General features: G+C 50.0%; 13 protein-coding genes. 8 read left to right on the top strand and 5 right to left on the bottom strand.

Annotated elements, in window-relative coordinates; genetic code table 11:
- Positions 1-6: 6 nt before the first annotated feature.
- Complete coding sequence (locus tag ACN0S4_RS03530; protein ID WP_417656333.1) at positions 7-1,167, top strand: polysaccharide pyruvyl transferase family protein; 1,161 nt, start codon at positions 7-9, stop codon at positions 1,165-1,167.
- On the opposite strand, the gene ACN0S4_RS03525 is transcribed toward ACN0S4_RS03530, so the two are convergent.
- The 5 genes from ACN0S4_RS03525 to ACN0S4_RS03505 are packed head-to-tail and all read right to left on the bottom strand — an operon-like array spanning position 1,142 to position 6,388.
- On the bottom strand, positions 1,142-2,173 hold the full coding sequence (locus ACN0S4_RS03525) for a hypothetical protein (RefSeq protein ID WP_417656332.1): 1,032 nt from the start codon (positions 2,171-2,173) through the stop codon (positions 1,142-1,144). The genes ACN0S4_RS03530 and ACN0S4_RS03525 overlap by 26 nt on opposite strands.
- 8 nt (positions 2,174-2,181) lie before the next feature.
- A complete protein-coding gene (locus ACN0S4_RS03520; RefSeq protein ID WP_417656331.1) occupies positions 2,182-3,225 on the bottom strand; it encodes a glycosyltransferase family 4 protein in 1,044 nt (347 codons plus the stop codon).
- Between the two features lie 15 nt (positions 3,226-3,240).
- Positions 3,241-4,491 (bottom strand): UDP-N-acetyl-D-mannosamine dehydrogenase, encoded by a 1,251-nt coding sequence (gene wecC / locus ACN0S4_RS03515; RefSeq protein WP_417656330.1) that lies wholly within the window; start codon positions 4,489-4,491, stop codon positions 3,241-3,243.
- A 6-nt stretch (positions 4,492-4,497) separates the two neighbouring features.
- Positions 4,498-5,625: a non-hydrolyzing UDP-N-acetylglucosamine 2-epimerase gene (wecB, locus tag ACN0S4_RS03510; RefSeq protein ID WP_417656329.1), complete on the bottom strand. Its 1,128-nt coding sequence runs from the start codon at positions 5,623-5,625 to the stop codon at positions 4,498-4,500.
- A gap of 55 nt (positions 5,626-5,680) precedes the next feature.
- Entirely contained in the window at positions 5,681-6,388 is a 708-nt protein-coding gene (locus ACN0S4_RS03505; RefSeq protein ID WP_417656328.1) for a WecB/TagA/CpsF family glycosyltransferase, read from the bottom strand.
- A 162-nt stretch (positions 6,389-6,550) separates the two neighbouring features.
- On the opposite strand from ACN0S4_RS03505, the gene ACN0S4_RS03500 reads away from it, so the two are divergent.
- The 7 genes from ACN0S4_RS03500 to ACN0S4_RS03470 all read left to right on the top strand — a co-directional run bounded on the left by ACN0S4_RS03500 (position 6,551) and on the right by ACN0S4_RS03470 (position 15,409).
- Positions 6,551-7,720 carry a nucleotide sugar dehydrogenase gene (locus tag ACN0S4_RS03500; RefSeq protein WP_417656327.1) on the top strand — a complete coding sequence of 390 codons (1,170 nt, stop codon included), beginning with the start codon at positions 6,551-6,553 and terminating at the stop codon, positions 7,718-7,720.
- Between the two features lie 9 nt (positions 7,721-7,729).
- Positions 7,730-8,830 (top strand): UDP-N-acetylglucosamine--undecaprenyl-phosphate N-acetylglucosaminephosphotransferase, encoded by a 1,101-nt coding sequence (wecA, locus tag ACN0S4_RS03495; protein ID WP_417656326.1) that lies wholly within the window; start codon positions 7,730-7,732, stop codon positions 8,828-8,830.
- Positions 8,831-8,867: 37 nt separating this feature from the next.
- Positions 8,868-11,606 carry an SLBB domain-containing protein gene (locus tag ACN0S4_RS03490; RefSeq protein ID WP_417656325.1) on the top strand — a complete coding sequence of 913 codons (2,739 nt, stop codon included), beginning with the start codon at positions 8,868-8,870 and terminating at the stop codon, positions 11,604-11,606.
- A gap of 42 nt (positions 11,607-11,648) precedes the next feature.
- Positions 11,649-13,178 carry a glucose-6-phosphate isomerase gene (gene pgi, locus ACN0S4_RS03485; protein ID WP_417656324.1) on the top strand — a complete coding sequence of 510 codons (1,530 nt, stop codon included), beginning with the start codon at positions 11,649-11,651 and terminating at the stop codon, positions 13,176-13,178.
- Positions 13,141-13,716, top strand: a complete 576-nt coding sequence (gene rfaH / locus ACN0S4_RS03480) for a transcription/translation regulatory transformer protein RfaH (RefSeq protein ID WP_417656323.1) — start codon at positions 13,141-13,143, stop codon at positions 13,714-13,716. The genes pgi and rfaH overlap by 38 nt, the downstream gene beginning before the upstream one ends.
- 90 nt (positions 13,717-13,806) lie before the next feature.
- The gene (locus ACN0S4_RS03475) at positions 13,807-14,145 is read left to right on the top strand and encodes a helix-turn-helix transcriptional regulator (RefSeq protein WP_417656322.1); all 339 of its coding nucleotides are present in this window, start codon (positions 13,807-13,809) and stop codon (positions 14,143-14,145) included.
- Positions 14,135-15,409 (top strand): type II toxin-antitoxin system HipA family toxin, encoded by a 1,275-nt coding sequence (locus ACN0S4_RS03470; protein WP_417656321.1) that lies wholly within the window; start codon positions 14,135-14,137, stop codon positions 15,407-15,409. Before ACN0S4_RS03475 ends, ACN0S4_RS03470 begins: the two co-directional genes overlap by 11 nt.
- Positions 15,410-15,432 lie beyond the last annotated feature (23 nt).

Here is a 15,432-nt window from a genome sequence, read left to right as displayed (position 1 = left end):
GAACCAATGCAGCAGTGGGTGATTGAAGTAAAAGGAATCAGCTTTGCGAATAAAGGCGCAGAATTGATGCTGCATGCCATTCAGGCGCAACTTGAGCCGCGCGCGGCTGCTACCGGCGTGTCGATCAAGTGGGTTGTGGAGCCAGACGGGCCGTTTCTGCGTCGGGCAGCGTTTGGGCTATGGACAAAAACGCGTTATGTCCGCAAGCGTCTCAATTGGCTGGCGCCACTGCAATGGCTGCCACAAGTGTTACGGGAACAGTTAGGACTCGTTAATTCTGACGAAATTGATCTCGTTCTCGATGCATCGGGTTTTGCCTATGGCGACACTTGGCCAGTCGGTGTTGCACGTGACCGCCTGGCGTCGACTATCAATATGCTCAACAAACAGGCCATCCCCGTTGTCCTGTTACCGCAAGCCTTTGGGCCATTCATGAAACCCAGCAGCCGAGCCACTTTTAAAATTATTGCTACCCATGCCGATAAAATTTATGCCCGTGACGAGGCGTCGCAACGTTACGTTGCTGAACTGAATCCGCAGCCGAGCAAGCTCAAGCGCTGTCCCGACTTTACGAACTTGGTTGCCGGTATGCCGCACGATAAATTTGACGCCGGTCAGCATCAAGTCTGCATTATTCCGAATGCCAAAATGATCGAAAAGCGCGAGGACGGTGATCGTTATATCCATTGGTTGGTGCGAGTCATTGAGAAAGCCCAGACGTTGCAAGCAAAGCCCTTTTTCCTGATCCATGAAGCAACAGCTGACCGCGCTTTGGTCGAGCAAATTCAGCAACGGTTAGCTGCACCCATTGCAGTGCTCGATCCTCAACATGCACTGCAGATCAAATGGGTTATTGGGCAGTCACAAATAGTCATTGGCTCACGTTATCATGGTTTAGTTAGCGCGCTGGCCCAGCATATTCCCGTTATAGCAACGGGATGGAGTCATAAGTACCAAGCGTTACTCAAAGATTATGACTGCACAGAGGCCTTAATTGAGCTAACTGAAGAAGAGCAAACGAGGGGACTACACCGGCTAGAGAAATTGCTCACCGATGCGGATTGGACGACCACTGAGAGGCAAAAGCTAGCGACCGCAGGGCAGTGGCAACGCCAAGCTGTCACGGCTATGTGGGACGAAGTTACGGCGCTGCTGGTGCCCGAATAATTTGCAGGCCTTCGCCAGCGCTGAAAACGTAGAGTAGGTTGTCGACTACCACGAGCTCGGTCGTAGGACCGAGCGCCTCAATTTCGGTTTCTGGCACAAAGGTGCCGCCATTTTGACGCAGTGCCAGAACATTGGTCGCCGTGCCGACAAATAAATAGCCAGCTCCCATCGCTAGCGGTGGATTGTTCTGGCTCATTTCCGGGCCTTCATACGCGACAACGGGATTAAATGGTTCGGTGACAGAAAGTACTTTCGGATACTCCTGTTCTGTTACCAGCAGGTAGCCGCCCTCCGCTTTAATACGCGCCGACTCGGCGAGTAGCGGATAGTCCCCTTCAAACTGCAACGCTGCGCCAGACTCATGAATGGAATACATCAAGATATCCCGGCCTACCAATGCGTATAGAGCGTTGTCCGCAATCACAAAGTCGCGCACCTGCGCCGTGGTTTCATAGAAGTCGGTTGCCGTTAGGTCATTGGGATCTTGTGCATCCCAAATCTGGATGCCATTACGCTCCACCGACGCACTGAGAACAAAGTTAGAGAAAGCGCCAACGGGTCCGGTTGCCGCATCAATCGGTGCTTGGCCCAAAAATGTTGGTGTGCTGGAGCTATTTCGACGATAAATACGAATACTTGGTATCGATTGATTCGCAATACCTTTGACTACAATTCGATCGGCGGTTGCAGCAAAGGCAGTGGCGAGCCAGGGATTGTCGGAGGTGCTGCCGTCAACAAAGGTACGCGTCAAGACTGAGTCTGCAAATCGATAGGTATCGAATCCGAAAATGCCGTCGACGACATAGGCTTGATCGTCCAACGAGTATGCGCGTGGGGACTCACTTGCACTGGCAAAGTTTGTTGATGAAAACACCTCTACAAATTCGGTTGTAATCGGTCCATCGCCGCCGTCCCCAGAACCGTCATCGGGCAGTTCATTATCACCGCAAGCAATAGCGGCTACGCTTAGCAGAACTGCCAGACTCAAGCGTTTCCAATCAATCATTTAAATTCTCACTTCGAATAGAATTGTACCCATCGTTGGGCAATGACTTCGGCAGAAAAGTTCGACTGCGTATGCTGATAAGCTGCAGAAGCATATTCAGTGTAGTGCGTCACACAGTGCTGAACCGCTGCAGCAATTGCCGCAGGACTCAGCGAGTCGACCAAGTAACCACAGGCTTTATGAGGCACCACACTTGCTGTCGGGCCGCCGTTAAATGCGACCACTGGTATGCCCAATGCCATAGCTTCAATAAATCCCATACCAAACGAATCAAACTGTGATGGGAGGCAAAATATATCGGTCCCTTGCAACACATCGAGCTTCTTATCGTAATCAATCCAGCCCAAGAATTCGACGCGGTCTTGTAAGCCCAATTGTTTGACTTGCTCGCGTAAGGCGCTCTCAAGGGGCCCTTCACCGGCAACTTTCAGATGGAACCGTGTGGGGAGCGCCGCCAACGCAGCAATGGTTTCTGCAACACCTTTACCCGGAACCAAACGTGTCATGGCGAGTAGTTGCACGGGATCATCCGCATCAGCGTGCACCAATGTTTCGCGGGGTGCTCGGTTCTGAAAGGATTGATCGAGTGGGTTGGGGCAGACAAAAATTTGTGCGGCGGGTACCTTCAATACATCAACGAAGCGTTGTTTCCACCAGTCGCTGACTACAACAATACCGGTAGCCGCTTTAATCATGCGCTTTAATAGCCGCCGACCGAGCCAGTGCTGCATATAATGCTCGGTCACCATAGAGTGGAAGTGGAAGTACACTTTGGCGCCGCGTTTCCGGGCAATGCGGGCTAACATCAGCTTGCGCAACATTGACAGCCAGCGAGCACAGTGCAGCCAAACCACGTCACCTGCCTGAACTTCGGCCTGAATGCGAGCCGCAGCCTGTCGATACGCCGCCCAGCGACCACCCGCTACATGTGACTCGATAATATTGAGGCCTTGCTGCTTCAAAACTGCAGTTTCGGTAAAGCCAACCAGCGCCGTACTAATACCGCCACGCCCATGCTTGACCGCGGTTGCAATCAGATGCAGTCGACTCACCACCACAGCCCTAATCTAGCCATCAATCAACCCGCGGGTATCGACCCACTGCTTGCCTTCAAGTTGGGCGCGAGTAATGGCTTTAAACGGCGTATGGTCAACCAATAACACCACCACATCGGCACGTTGCAATGCTTCGTTTAGATCACACAATTCAGCGCCTGCAACGGGGTTTGCGGTTGGCTCAATATTGGGTTCAACTACTAGCGTGGTACCCGCATGCTCTTCCGCAATCCGGCGCGCAATGGCAAGTGCAGGGCTCTCACGCAAATCATCAATATTTGGTTTAAATGCAAGGCCTAAACAGGCAACAGTCAACTGCTCAGCTTGCCCTGACGACTTTAACGTCGCTTGTACACGTTCAAATACCCACTGCGGTTTGAAATCATTGACCTCACGAGCGGTACGAATCAACTTTGCTTGCTCAGGTGCCGAGCTGACAATGAACCAAGGATCTACTGCAATACAATGCCCACCCACACCAGGCCCTGGCTGCAAAATATTGACGCGAGGGTGGTGGTTCGCTAATCGAATCAGTTCCCAGACATTGATATCCAAGTGGTCACAAATCAGCGACAGCTCGTTTGCGAAGGCAATGTTGACGTCGCGGAAGCTATTTTCAGTCAGTTTTGCCATTTCTGCTGTTCGCGCATGAGTCAGCAGACAATCACCCTTTAGAAATACATTGTACAGGTCAGCTGCTAGGCTACTGGCGCGAGGTGACAGTCCGCCAATGACCCGATCATTTTGCACCAGTTCATGCATCACTTGACCGGGCAATACACGCTCTGGGCAGTAAGCCACCTGCACATCGGCGACGTCACCGGCTTGGGTCGGGAAGGTTAGATCAGGGCGTAAGTCCATCAACCAACGCTCGAGTTGCTCAGTAGTCCCCACTGGAGAGGTTGATTCGAGAATAATGAGATTGCCCTTGCTCAACACTGGCGCCAAAGCTTCAGCAGCTTTGCGGATATAGCTTAAATCACCGGTGTAGTCGTCATTGAATGGGGTCGGGACCGCCATTAAAAATGCATCCGCTGGCTCTGGTTTTAATACCGCGCGTAACAGGCCATCAGCAACGGCACGCTTCACTACCGCGCCCAAGCCAGGTTCAACAATGTGAATGTCACCGCGATTGATTGTTTCTACCGCATGTTGATTCACATCAACGCCAATCACGCTCAGCCCGTGCTGAGCAAATACAGCTGCCGTCGGCAGGCCAATGTACCCCAAGCCAATCACTGATATTTGTCTAAACGTTTGCATAAATGCTTAGAGCTCCTGCTTCAATACATCGACGATGCGTTGACATGCTTTACCATCACCATACGGGTTATGGGCATGACTCATAGTTTGATAATACGTCGTATCGTCGAGTAAGCGATTCACTTCGCAAATAATTTTTGAGGTGTCCGTGCCAACTAATTTAACGGTGCCCGCAGCCACAGCCTCTGGACGCTCGGTGGTATCGCGCATCACCAATACTGGCTTGCCCAACGACGGGGCTTCTTCTTGAATGCCACCACTGTCGGTCACAATAATGGTGGATGCATTCATTAAATACACAAACGGCTCGTAGTCGAGCGGCTCCAGCAACGTAATATTCCTATGACTGCGCAACAACCGATTCACCGGCTCTTGTACGTTTGGATTTAAATGAACGGGGTACACAATTTGCAGCTCTGGACGCTGCTCGGCAAGTGATGCCAGTGCTTCGCAAATACGCTCAAAGCCGCCACCGAAGCTTTCGCGACGATGCCCAGTCACCAGTACCATCGGGCGTTTCGGATCGACAAAGTCGAACTGTTGTTGGTAGCGCGTTTGGCGCTCGGTATCCGTTTTCAGTTGCTCAGAAACAGTTAACAAAGCATCAATCACTGTATTTCCAGTGACATGAATATGAGCAGGATTGGTGCTTTCAGCTAGCAGATTCTGCTGCGCTTGTGCCGTTGGCGAAAAATGCCAGCGTGTAATACCACCAACCAATTTACGATTAGCTTCTTCTGGCCACGGAGAATAGATATTACCGGTGCGCAAACCTGCTTCGATATGAGCGACAGGAATTTGCTTGAAATAGGCTGCCATAGCCGTGGTCAGCGTGGTGAGGGTATCCCCATGTACACACACGACATCCGGCTCAAACTCATTCAGCACAGGCTCGAGCCCGGTTAACACGCGTGCGGCGAGCTGATGCAAACTTTGGTTCGGGCGCATGACGTCGAGATCATAATCTGGCGTTAGCGAGAAGAGTTGCAGAACCTGATCGAGCATTTGACGATGCTGCGCAGTCACGCACAGACGCACATCCCACTCTGTTTGGTCTTTCATGAGTTGCACCAAAGGCGCCATTTTGATGGCCTCTGGTCTCGTACCAAAGACTACTAAGAGCTTCTTCGTCATAAATGTTTTACTTTTTCGGTTGCTAGAGGAAAAAACAGCCCGTCATTCTACTTGGTTAGAGTCTACCAGTGAAGTGTAGCCAAACATACTTAATCAAATTCAATTGTCGTGCAATGCGCGTTGGTTGTGCGCAGAGTCGATAGAACCACTCAAGATGCAATTTGCAAAACAACTTTGGGGCACGTTTTACGTGGCCTGTAAATACATCATAAGTGCCGCCGACACCTTGATAAAAGGCGTCGGGATAATGCTCACGTAAACGCGCTATCAGTAACTCTTGGCGAGGTGAACCCATCGCCACACTGACAATTTTTGGTTGGTGCTGGTGCAACGCGTCAATCAGCACGTGTTCATCAGTAAAGTAGCCATTAATATTCGCGACTACATTCACGCCAGCAGCTTTGAGTTTAGCTGCTGCTTGCTGATTGATTTCAGGTCTAGCACCAATCAGCATCACGGGAACTTGTTGCTCGCGAGAGCCCATCATCAACGCCTGCCAAAACTCGACACCCGGTATGCGTTGGCTCGGCACGCCCTTTTTCCGCATGGTTTTCACCACACCCATACCGTCGGCAAACCGCAATGTTCCGGAATTCAACTGATCACGTAATGTGACATCTTTCCGCGCCATGATAATTTTTTCGGGATTGATGGCAATACCAAAACCCGGTGTAATTCCGGTGCTCTGAATAACATGAGCGACGGCATCTTCCATCGAATCGAAAGGGGTGATTTGAATACCGCCCACATCAACAGTGCTCATCAACTTCTTTACCTCTAAAATGACAGCGCCGATTCTAACTGTCACATAACTAAAATACAACGATCGTACACTCGCTCCGACACGCCAACCCAAGCATCCCACGTGACAGCTTGATGTAGATTGGTTTACACTCACTCAATAAATATAAGAAGTAGATTCAATATGACTATTGTTGTTGTCGGAACTGGCTATGTGGGTCTCTCGAACGCAGTGTTGTTAGCGCAACAACACTCGGTGATTGCTGTTGATATAGATGAAACCCGTGTTGCCCAAGTCAACGCTGGTTGCAGCCCGTTTAGTGATCCCGATTTAAGCGCAGTACTTGCGACACAATCATTGCAATTGGTAGCCACAACCGAGGCCGAACGAGCCTATCAACAAGCTAATTGGGTCATCGTTGCAACACCCACGAATTACGACGAACGGACACACAATTTTGATACTTCGTCCGTTGATGAAACCATTCGCCATGTCCGGGCAGTTAATCCTTCCGCGACCATTGTGATTCGTTCTACGATACCGGTTGGTTACGTTGAACAAGCACGCGCAAACTACGCGACCAATGAGATACTCTTTGCGCCGGAGTTCTTGCGAGAGGGGAAAGCGTTACATGATAACTATTACCCGTCGCGAATAATAGTTGGTGACATAGGTGAGCGCGGGAAAGCCTTTGCAAAACTTTTACTTGCCGGCGCCAAACGTCCTGACACACCGGTTCAGTTTTCGAATCCCACCGAAGCCGAAGCCATTAAATTGTTTGCCAACACATACTTAGCCATGCGCGTGGCATATTTTAATGAACTCGATACGTATGCTGCTCACCATCAATTAGACACAAAACAAATAATTGAAGGAGTATGCCTAGACCCTCGCATAGGGAAACATTACAATAACCCTTCATTCGGTTACGGTGGCTATTGTCTGCCGAAAGACACTCGCCAACTTCTGGCAAACTTCGATGAAGTACCACAGGTGATGATTCGAGCGATTGTCGATGCGAACCGCACTAGAAAAGATTTTATTGCGGCCGATATATTGCGCTTAAAGCCTAAAGTGGTAGGTGTTTATCGACTTATCATGAAATTCGGTTCTGATAATTTTCGTTACTCTGCAATTAAAGGGGTGATGAGGCGATTACGTGGCGCGGGAGTCGAAGTAATTGTTTATGAGCCGTTTTTAAAACAAGATGAATATAACGGGTTTCGCGTGGAACGCGATCTCGAGCTTTTCAAACAAACTGCAAATGTGATCATGACCAATCGTCGTGCGGCTGAATTGGTTGATGTCAAGAATAAAGTCTACAGCCGCGATATTTTCAACAGTGACGAATAAGGTAAGGTAATGACAATTTGGTACATGACTTTCTCAGCTGTGTTTTTATCGGCGGTGTTGTGTCAGATACTGATCCCATTTGCGTGGCAAACGAATTTATTAGATGAACCCTGTAATCGCAAGCAACATAACGGCAGTATTCCGTTAGTTGGTGGTATCGCGATTTACATGACTGCGGTCATCATTTTACCGTTTGTGGTTCCGATGTCACTTGATGTGCGATTGTTTCTGATAGCCGCAGGATTTATGGTTTTTATTGGAGTGCTGGATGATCGGTTTGACCTCAATGTGGGTTTGCGTTTTACCGCACAATTACTGACTGCCGCCGTCGTGGTGTTTGGCGCAGGAGCCTATCTGGAAAATTTAGGTGATTTGGTGGGTCTTGGAAATGTAGAGCTTGGTTATTTTGCAATGCCATTTACTCTATTAGCCATGGTCGCGGCGATGAACGCCTACAATATGATTGACGGTATAGACGGGCTACTTGGTTCGCTAGCGCTAGTGGCATTTCTCAGTATTGCGGTGCTAGCGGCATTGAATCATCAAGTACTGCCCTTATACGTGGGTTTGACCATTTCTGGCGCTATCATCCCTTTTCTTGTGCGTAATCTTGGACTTCGCAATAGGCTCATTCGTAAAATTTTTATGGGTGATGCCGGTTCCATGTTTATCGGTTTCACTGTGGTGTGGTGTTTGATCGTACTGACGCACCCTGAAAAGCTTGCGGAAGCCAGCGCAAACACGAACAATGGTATGTCTGAAGTAAGACCCGTAGCTGTCTTGTGGGTGATTGCGGTTCCATTGATGGATATGATTGCGATAATGATTCGTCGCATGCTCAAGGGACAATCGCCTTTTGTGGCTGATCGTGAGCATTTACACCACATATTTCTGCGAGCGGGATTCAGTGACCGACAAGCATTGTTTTATATCTCGCTGCTTGCCTTGTTACTGGCTGCGTTCGGCATTATGCTTGAAGTTATTAAAGTGCCGGAACCTATTGTGCTGATGCTTTATTTAGGGATATTTATCTTCTATCTGTTGGCACTTAAAAACATTTGGCGCATCGTGTCGTGGATAAGACAAAAACGCGAAGTTGAAGTGTCATAGATGGAAGCTGATTAAGACAATAAAAAGGGGAGACTTTGTGCTTCAATTAGGTCAACGATTCATTATTGCAGCCAGTTTGGCCTGCATAGTATTTCTCGCTCCCGCCACACAGGCATTGCAAGCAAACTTGTCGCAACTTACCCCCGCTCAAATCGAGCAAATAAAGCGGATGCCGAGAGCACAGCAAGAGGCTCTCGCACGACAATTTGGAGTTGATTTAAATGTATTAATCAATGCTCAAGGCTCCACTAACCGTTCAGCGACACAAAGTCTCGAAATGCCCGAGCGAGCCGACGTACGAGAGCGTGAAGATGATGATCGGCCGTTACGTGAGCTCAGCCCTGATGAACTCGCAGAGCGGCTTGCGGCGAATGATCAAGAATTAAAGCCTTTTGGTTATGAGATTTTTAAAGGCGAGCCGTCAACTTTTGCCCCTATTAATAATGCACCTGTACCAGATGACTACATTTTGGGCGTTGGCGATGAATTGAATATCCAGCTATATGGTAAGGAAAGTCGTTCGAATACGGTACTTGTTGATCGTGAAGGCCGAATCGTTCTAGAAAACTTAGGTCCTATTCAAGTTGCCGGTTTGACGTATAGCTCAGCTCGGAACTTGATTAAGTCTCAAGTGAAGGAGCGGTTAATTGGATTTGAAGCCGCGGTTTCTATGGGCGAGCTGCGAAGTATGCAGATATTTATAGTCGGGGAAGCATACAAGCCTGGCGCCTATACCGTCAGTTCGTTAACTACTTTAAGCCAAGCATTATTTGTTTCGGGTGGTGTTAGTGATATCGCATCACTCCGCTCTATCCAAGTAAAGCGAGCAGGGGTTACCGTTGCTCAGTTCGATTTATATGATCTATTGATTCGAGGTGATGCAAGTGCTGACATCACACTGCGAGCAGGTGATGTTGTGTTTATTCCTACTCGTGGTCCTTTAGTTTCAATTGCCGGTGAAGTATTGCGTCCGGCTTTATACGAAATTAAACCAAAGGAAACCTTACATGACCTCGTGGAAATGGCAGGTGGTCTTCTGCCGAACGCGTTTGAAGACAGTGTGCAAGTGCAACGCTATAGTGCCGGTTTGCGTCGCATTGAACGAGTTGACTTGGCAGCAGAGCGCTCGTATGAACTCAAAGGGGGGGATGTCGTCTCTATTCATCCAGTTGCTGAAGAGGCTGTTGATAGCGTCATGTTGGTTGGAGCTGCTGTTCGTCCGGGATTATATTCGTGGTTCGAAGGAGCTCAAGTTAAAGATATTATTGGTTCGATAGATTCCGGATTACTCCCACATACCGATCTAAGCTACGCGATCGTCGTTCATGAGGCTGAAGATCGTCGGTCTATAACCGTATCACAAATTGATTTAGGTCTTGCTCTTGCCGGCGTCAAGAGTGAAAACATTGGATTAAAGCCGCGTGATCAGATCGTGCTCTTCAGTCGGTACGAGTCTGCAGAGGCCGAGGCAAATCAATTGCGGACTTGGCTGAGAACGGAAAATGAGATTCAAAGAGAACAGCGCGAAAAGGTGTTGCGGGAGTACAGAAAGCAGTATCTTGAAAATTTACTCGAAGATCGCGATGGTATTTCTAGTGTTCTGGAAAATGATCGCCCCGATCGACTCCAAGATTTATCCAGTGATTTGGTGGACTTGTTTGACACGCGTGAAGTAGTAGAGCGAGAAGACGATTACTACTCCAAATTCTCCCGTCGCAATTTACTGCAACCTATTTTGTATAAGCTGCGCAACCAGTTTACCCGTGATGGTGAGTTAGCGCTGATTTATGTCGAAGGTGAAGTGCGTTACCCAGGCGTATACCCATTGGCATCGAATGGTGCTGTGAGTGACGGTGTCGCGGCAGCGGGTGGCTTGAAAGAGTCAGCCTATTTAGCGCGTGCTGAAGTGACACGGACCGATGTGGTGGGTGGCGAAGCGGTCACTGATTACCTGCAGTTTAGCCTAGAACAAGCGCTGGCGGGGCAGGCAGACATGCCGCTGCAAGGGCGCGACCGGTTACACGTACTGTCTATTCCGCAATGGCAGAATATTATTCAAGTGCGTTTAGAAGGCGAAGTGCGCTTCCCAGGTACTTATGCCATTCGCCGTGGCGAGACCATGGGCGACATTATTAAACGCGCGGGTGGTTTAACGGATTATGCGTTCCCGCGTGGGGCAGTGTTCACGCGAACCGATCTGCGTGCCGCTGAACGCAAGCGTCTGCAAGAGTTAGCCCAGCAATTGCGTCGTGAAATCGCGTCGAATGCGATTACCGATACCGGTAATACTATTGCTTACAGCGAAATGAATCAGTTGCTGCGTGACTTGACCAATATTGAGGCGGTCGGTCGATTGATTGTGGATCTCAACACTATTTTGAGAGACAACGACGGACGAAGTGACGTACAGCTCAAAGACGGCGACCGTCTGTTCGTGCCAACCGTTCAAAATACCGTATCTATTATTGGTGAAGTGCAGTTAGCGAGCTCGTATCAGTATGACTCGAGCCTGACGCTAGAAGATTATATTGAGCGCGCTGGTGGTACCCGTCAGAAAGCGGATGAAGAGCGCGTGTACGTAGTCAAAGCTGACGGTTCAGTGATGGTACCAGAGCGCAGCTCATGGTTTAGTGCTCGTGCCACGCAAATTGAGCCAGGTGACACCATTATCGTACCGCTGGATACGCAGTATGTGAGCAATATCGAAGCTTGGACCACGGCCACGCAGATCATGTATCAAGTGGGTGTTGCCTTGGCTGCGATTAGTGGGCTCTAAGCGCTCAATAGCGCATCACAGCAATGGACTTGCGAGAGGATTATGAGTAGAAGCAAACCGACAACCCGGATTGGTGCGGCGCTGAAAATTGCGTCGCAAGACCAGCTTCATCTCGACTGGAGCTACCAAGGGCTGAAGCCCGATGAACTGAAGGCGTTCGCTGCCAAGCGTTTGCCTGAAGACTTCGATAAGCTGCGGGCTCAGCTAATTAGCGGTGAGTTTTATAATCCGACTGAGCATCGTACCGTGTCGCATGTGCTGAGTCGCTCGCGTCATAACGTGGTGAAAGCCGGCAACGGCCGCAATCGCTTCAATGAAATCGTGCGCTTACTGCGCAGCGGTAATTGGCATGGCGCAACCGGCAAAGTCATTAAAGATGTCGTCAACATTGGTGTCGGCGGCTCTGACTTGGGCCCCATGATGGGCTCCTTCGCATTGCGCGAGTTTGCCGACGACTCGTCACTGCACAACCTCAAAGTACACTTTGTGAGTTCTATGGACGGCGGTCAGCTGCACGCCGTACTGCCCATTGTCGATCCAGAAACCACGCTATTCGTGATTTGCTCGAAGAGCTTCACTACCGCTGATACTTTCGCCAACGTCGATACCGTGATGGAGTGGGTTGAACCCGCACTCACGCATGAGCAGTGGCTCGAGAAGCATGTTATTGGTGTATCTGCTAATAACCAAGCGATGGTCGACTTTGGTATTCCGCCTGCGCAACAACTCAGCTTTGCGGATTCGGTGGGTGGACGTTTCTCATTGTGGTCGTCGGTGGGTCTAGCCATTGCGCTGACTATTGGCTCACACCAGTTTAGTGTGATGCTGGCGGGCGCGGCGGCTATGGATGACCACTTCCTGAGTGAACCGCTAGAGAACAATATTCCGTTGCTGCTGGCGCTTACCGGTTTATATAACCGTGAAGAGCGCGGTATTAATAACTTAGCGGTGTTGCCGTATGACGGCCGCTTACGCTATTTACCCAACTATTTGCAGCAGCTCGACATGGAGTCGAACGGCAAGCAAGCGAATTATCGTGGCGAGCCTATTGAGTATCCAACTGGCCCAATTATTTGGGGCGGTTTTGGTCCGAATGGGCAACATGCGTTCTTTCAGCATCTGCACCAAGGTTTTGATGCCTTTGCGGCGGACTTTGTGGCGGTGCTGCACCGCAAAGCACCGGGGTTTGTTCCTGCGGTACAAGATGCCTTGCGCGAACAACAGCGCCTGGCCGTAGCTAATGCGTTAGCGCATCGTCGCTTGATGTGGACCGGTTCCGATCCAGCCAGTGACGGCATGCAAGAAGGTGAGGCGACCAATCATTATGTAGGGAATCATCCGTCGAACTTATTGTTTGTGGACGAGCTGAACCCACGCAGCTTCGGTGCCTTAATTGCCGCTTATGAGCACAAAGTATTCACGCAAGGTGTCGTTTGGCAGATCAATAGCTTCGACCAGCCCGGAGTGGAGCTGGGTAAGAAAATTGCCACACGCATTCATGAAGTGATTGACGGTGACCGAGAGGAGCAATTTGATGACTCGACAGACGCCATTATCCGCAGAATGCTCTGACGCGAGCTCTGACGCGAGCTCTAAAAACAAAGAGCTCTGGTACGTGGTGCGCTCCAAGCCGCGCCAAGAAAAACGGGCATTCGCGCAACTTGATAACCAAGGCATGCAGCCTTTCCTACCTGAAGTAAAACTCACGCGGGTGCGCCGCGGCAAGCGCCAACAAGTCACCGAGCCACTGTTCCCAGGCTATTTGTTCGTGACCCTCAGCAACTACGACGAGCAATTCCACAAAATTCGTAACACCTTTGGTGTAGCGAATTTGCTTCGTTTTGGCGACAAACCCGCCACTATTCCCGCAGAGCTGATAGAACAGCTCAAAGCTCTAACCGACGACTGCCCAGCCGTCGAATACCTCAACAAGGCCGACACCCCGCAAGTGGGCGACCTGATGGAAGTCATCGACGGTCCATTTGCCGGCTTACTCGCCCGCATCATCATGCTTGACGGCGACGCCCGCTGCGTGGTCCTGCTGGACTGGCTGCAACAAGAAGTCCGTGCCACCTTCAGCTACGACGAGCTGCGCCGCGCCGGTCAGTAAACTTCGTAACCTTGACAGGTGTCGATCTCACGACTAAATTGATTCATATATAAACCATTATTAAGTTAAATACCTATATACGAGTCAATCATGGCAAAGTCAATCGTGCGGACCTATTCGCGACAAACCCAACTGACGTTAACGCTGCTCAGTCAGCTGATAAAGAGTGCGCGGCTGGAGCAACAAATGAGTGCGCAGGAGGTTGCCGACCGTGCAGGTGTTTCACGCAGCACCTATCAACGAATTGAAAAGGGCGATCCCAAGTGCGAAATCGGTATGGTGTTTGAAGTCGCTGTGATTGTTGGTGTGCCGTTGTTTGAAGTCGAGCCGAGCAGACTGCGCGAAAAACAACGCTATGTTGAAGAAAAACTAGCGCTGTTACCACAACGTGTAAGAGAACAACCAAGGAAGTTAATCGATGACTTCTAAGCAAAGGTTTCAGCACAATGATGAAGCCTATGTGTGGGTTTGGTTGCCCAAAGCCACTCAGCCGATTGTTGCGGGACGCTTGGCTAAGTATGGCGACCGCTATCAATTCAATTACGGCTCCAGTTATCTAGAGAATCCAGCAGCATTACCGTTGAATCCACGCGAATTGCCTTTACGCAAAGGCGTGCTCGACCTAACAACGGGACTGAACATGCCGGGAACCATTCGCGATGGTGCACCTGATGCTTGGGGACGCCGAGTTATTATGAATCGATTACTCGGTAGCGCTGCAAGGCAACAAGATACTGCGACATTTGATGAACTGACGTATTTATTGGCCTCTGCGTCCGATCGCATTGGCGCGCTGGATTTTCAGCTCTCGCCCACCGAGTATATCGCGCGCGCAGAACAAAACGCTTCGCTTGAAGAGCTACTCGAGGCTGCCGAACGAGTCGAACAGGGTCGTCCTCTAGCGCCTGATTTAGCAGCCGCAATTTTTCACGGTACCGCTATAGGCGGAGCCCGCCCGAAAGCACTCATTCAAAGTAACGATCGCAAATATGTCGCCAAGTTCTCATCGAGTACGGATTTGTATTCGGTGGTCAAAGCAGAATTTGTCGCGATGCGTTTAGCTGAGCATGTCGGTTTAACCGTGGCGCCTGTCAAGCTGGAATGCGCTGCAGGGCGCGATGTCTTGTTGGTGGAGCGATTCGACCGTGAGTGCACGGCAGCAGGTTGGTTGCGCAAGCCAATGGTTTCAGCGTTAACATTACTGGAACTCGACGAGCTTATGGCACGGTACGCAAGTTACGAGCATCTAGCTGAAATTATTCGGCTTGAGTTTGCAGAGCCAGAAGCTAATTTGCGGGAGCTTTTTTCACGACTGGTTTTTAATATTCTTTGCGGCAACACCGATGACCATGCGCGCAATCACGCGGCACTATTGTTCAGGAACGGAGATAGTGAGGAGTTCACTTTGGCGCCTGCCTACGATATTTGCCCGCAAGCTCGCGCGGGTAACGAAGCGTCGCAAGGCATGTTGATTACCGGCAATGATCGGTCAAGCCGTCTCGCCACCTGTATAAGAAGTGCCCATGTTTATTTGCTGAGTCAAACCGAAGCCGAGGGCATAGTCGAAAAGCAACTCGAAGTCATCCATAAGCAGTGGCAATCGGTGTGTGATGTTGCGCAACTCAGTGAGCTAGATCGGCAACTGCTGTGGCGGCGGCAATTCTTGAATCCCTCTATATTCGAGGTGAATTAGAATACCTTGAATAACTCGACCAG

Origin of the sequence: Pseudidiomarina aestuarii, assembly GCF_048263735.1 — a bacterium.
Taxonomy (GTDB): Bacteria; Pseudomonadota; Gammaproteobacteria; order Enterobacterales; family Alteromonadaceae; genus Pseudidiomarina; species Pseudidiomarina aestuarii_B.
Note: the sequence above shows the minus strand (reverse complement) of the source record. Positions and strands in the feature narration are given on the sequence as shown.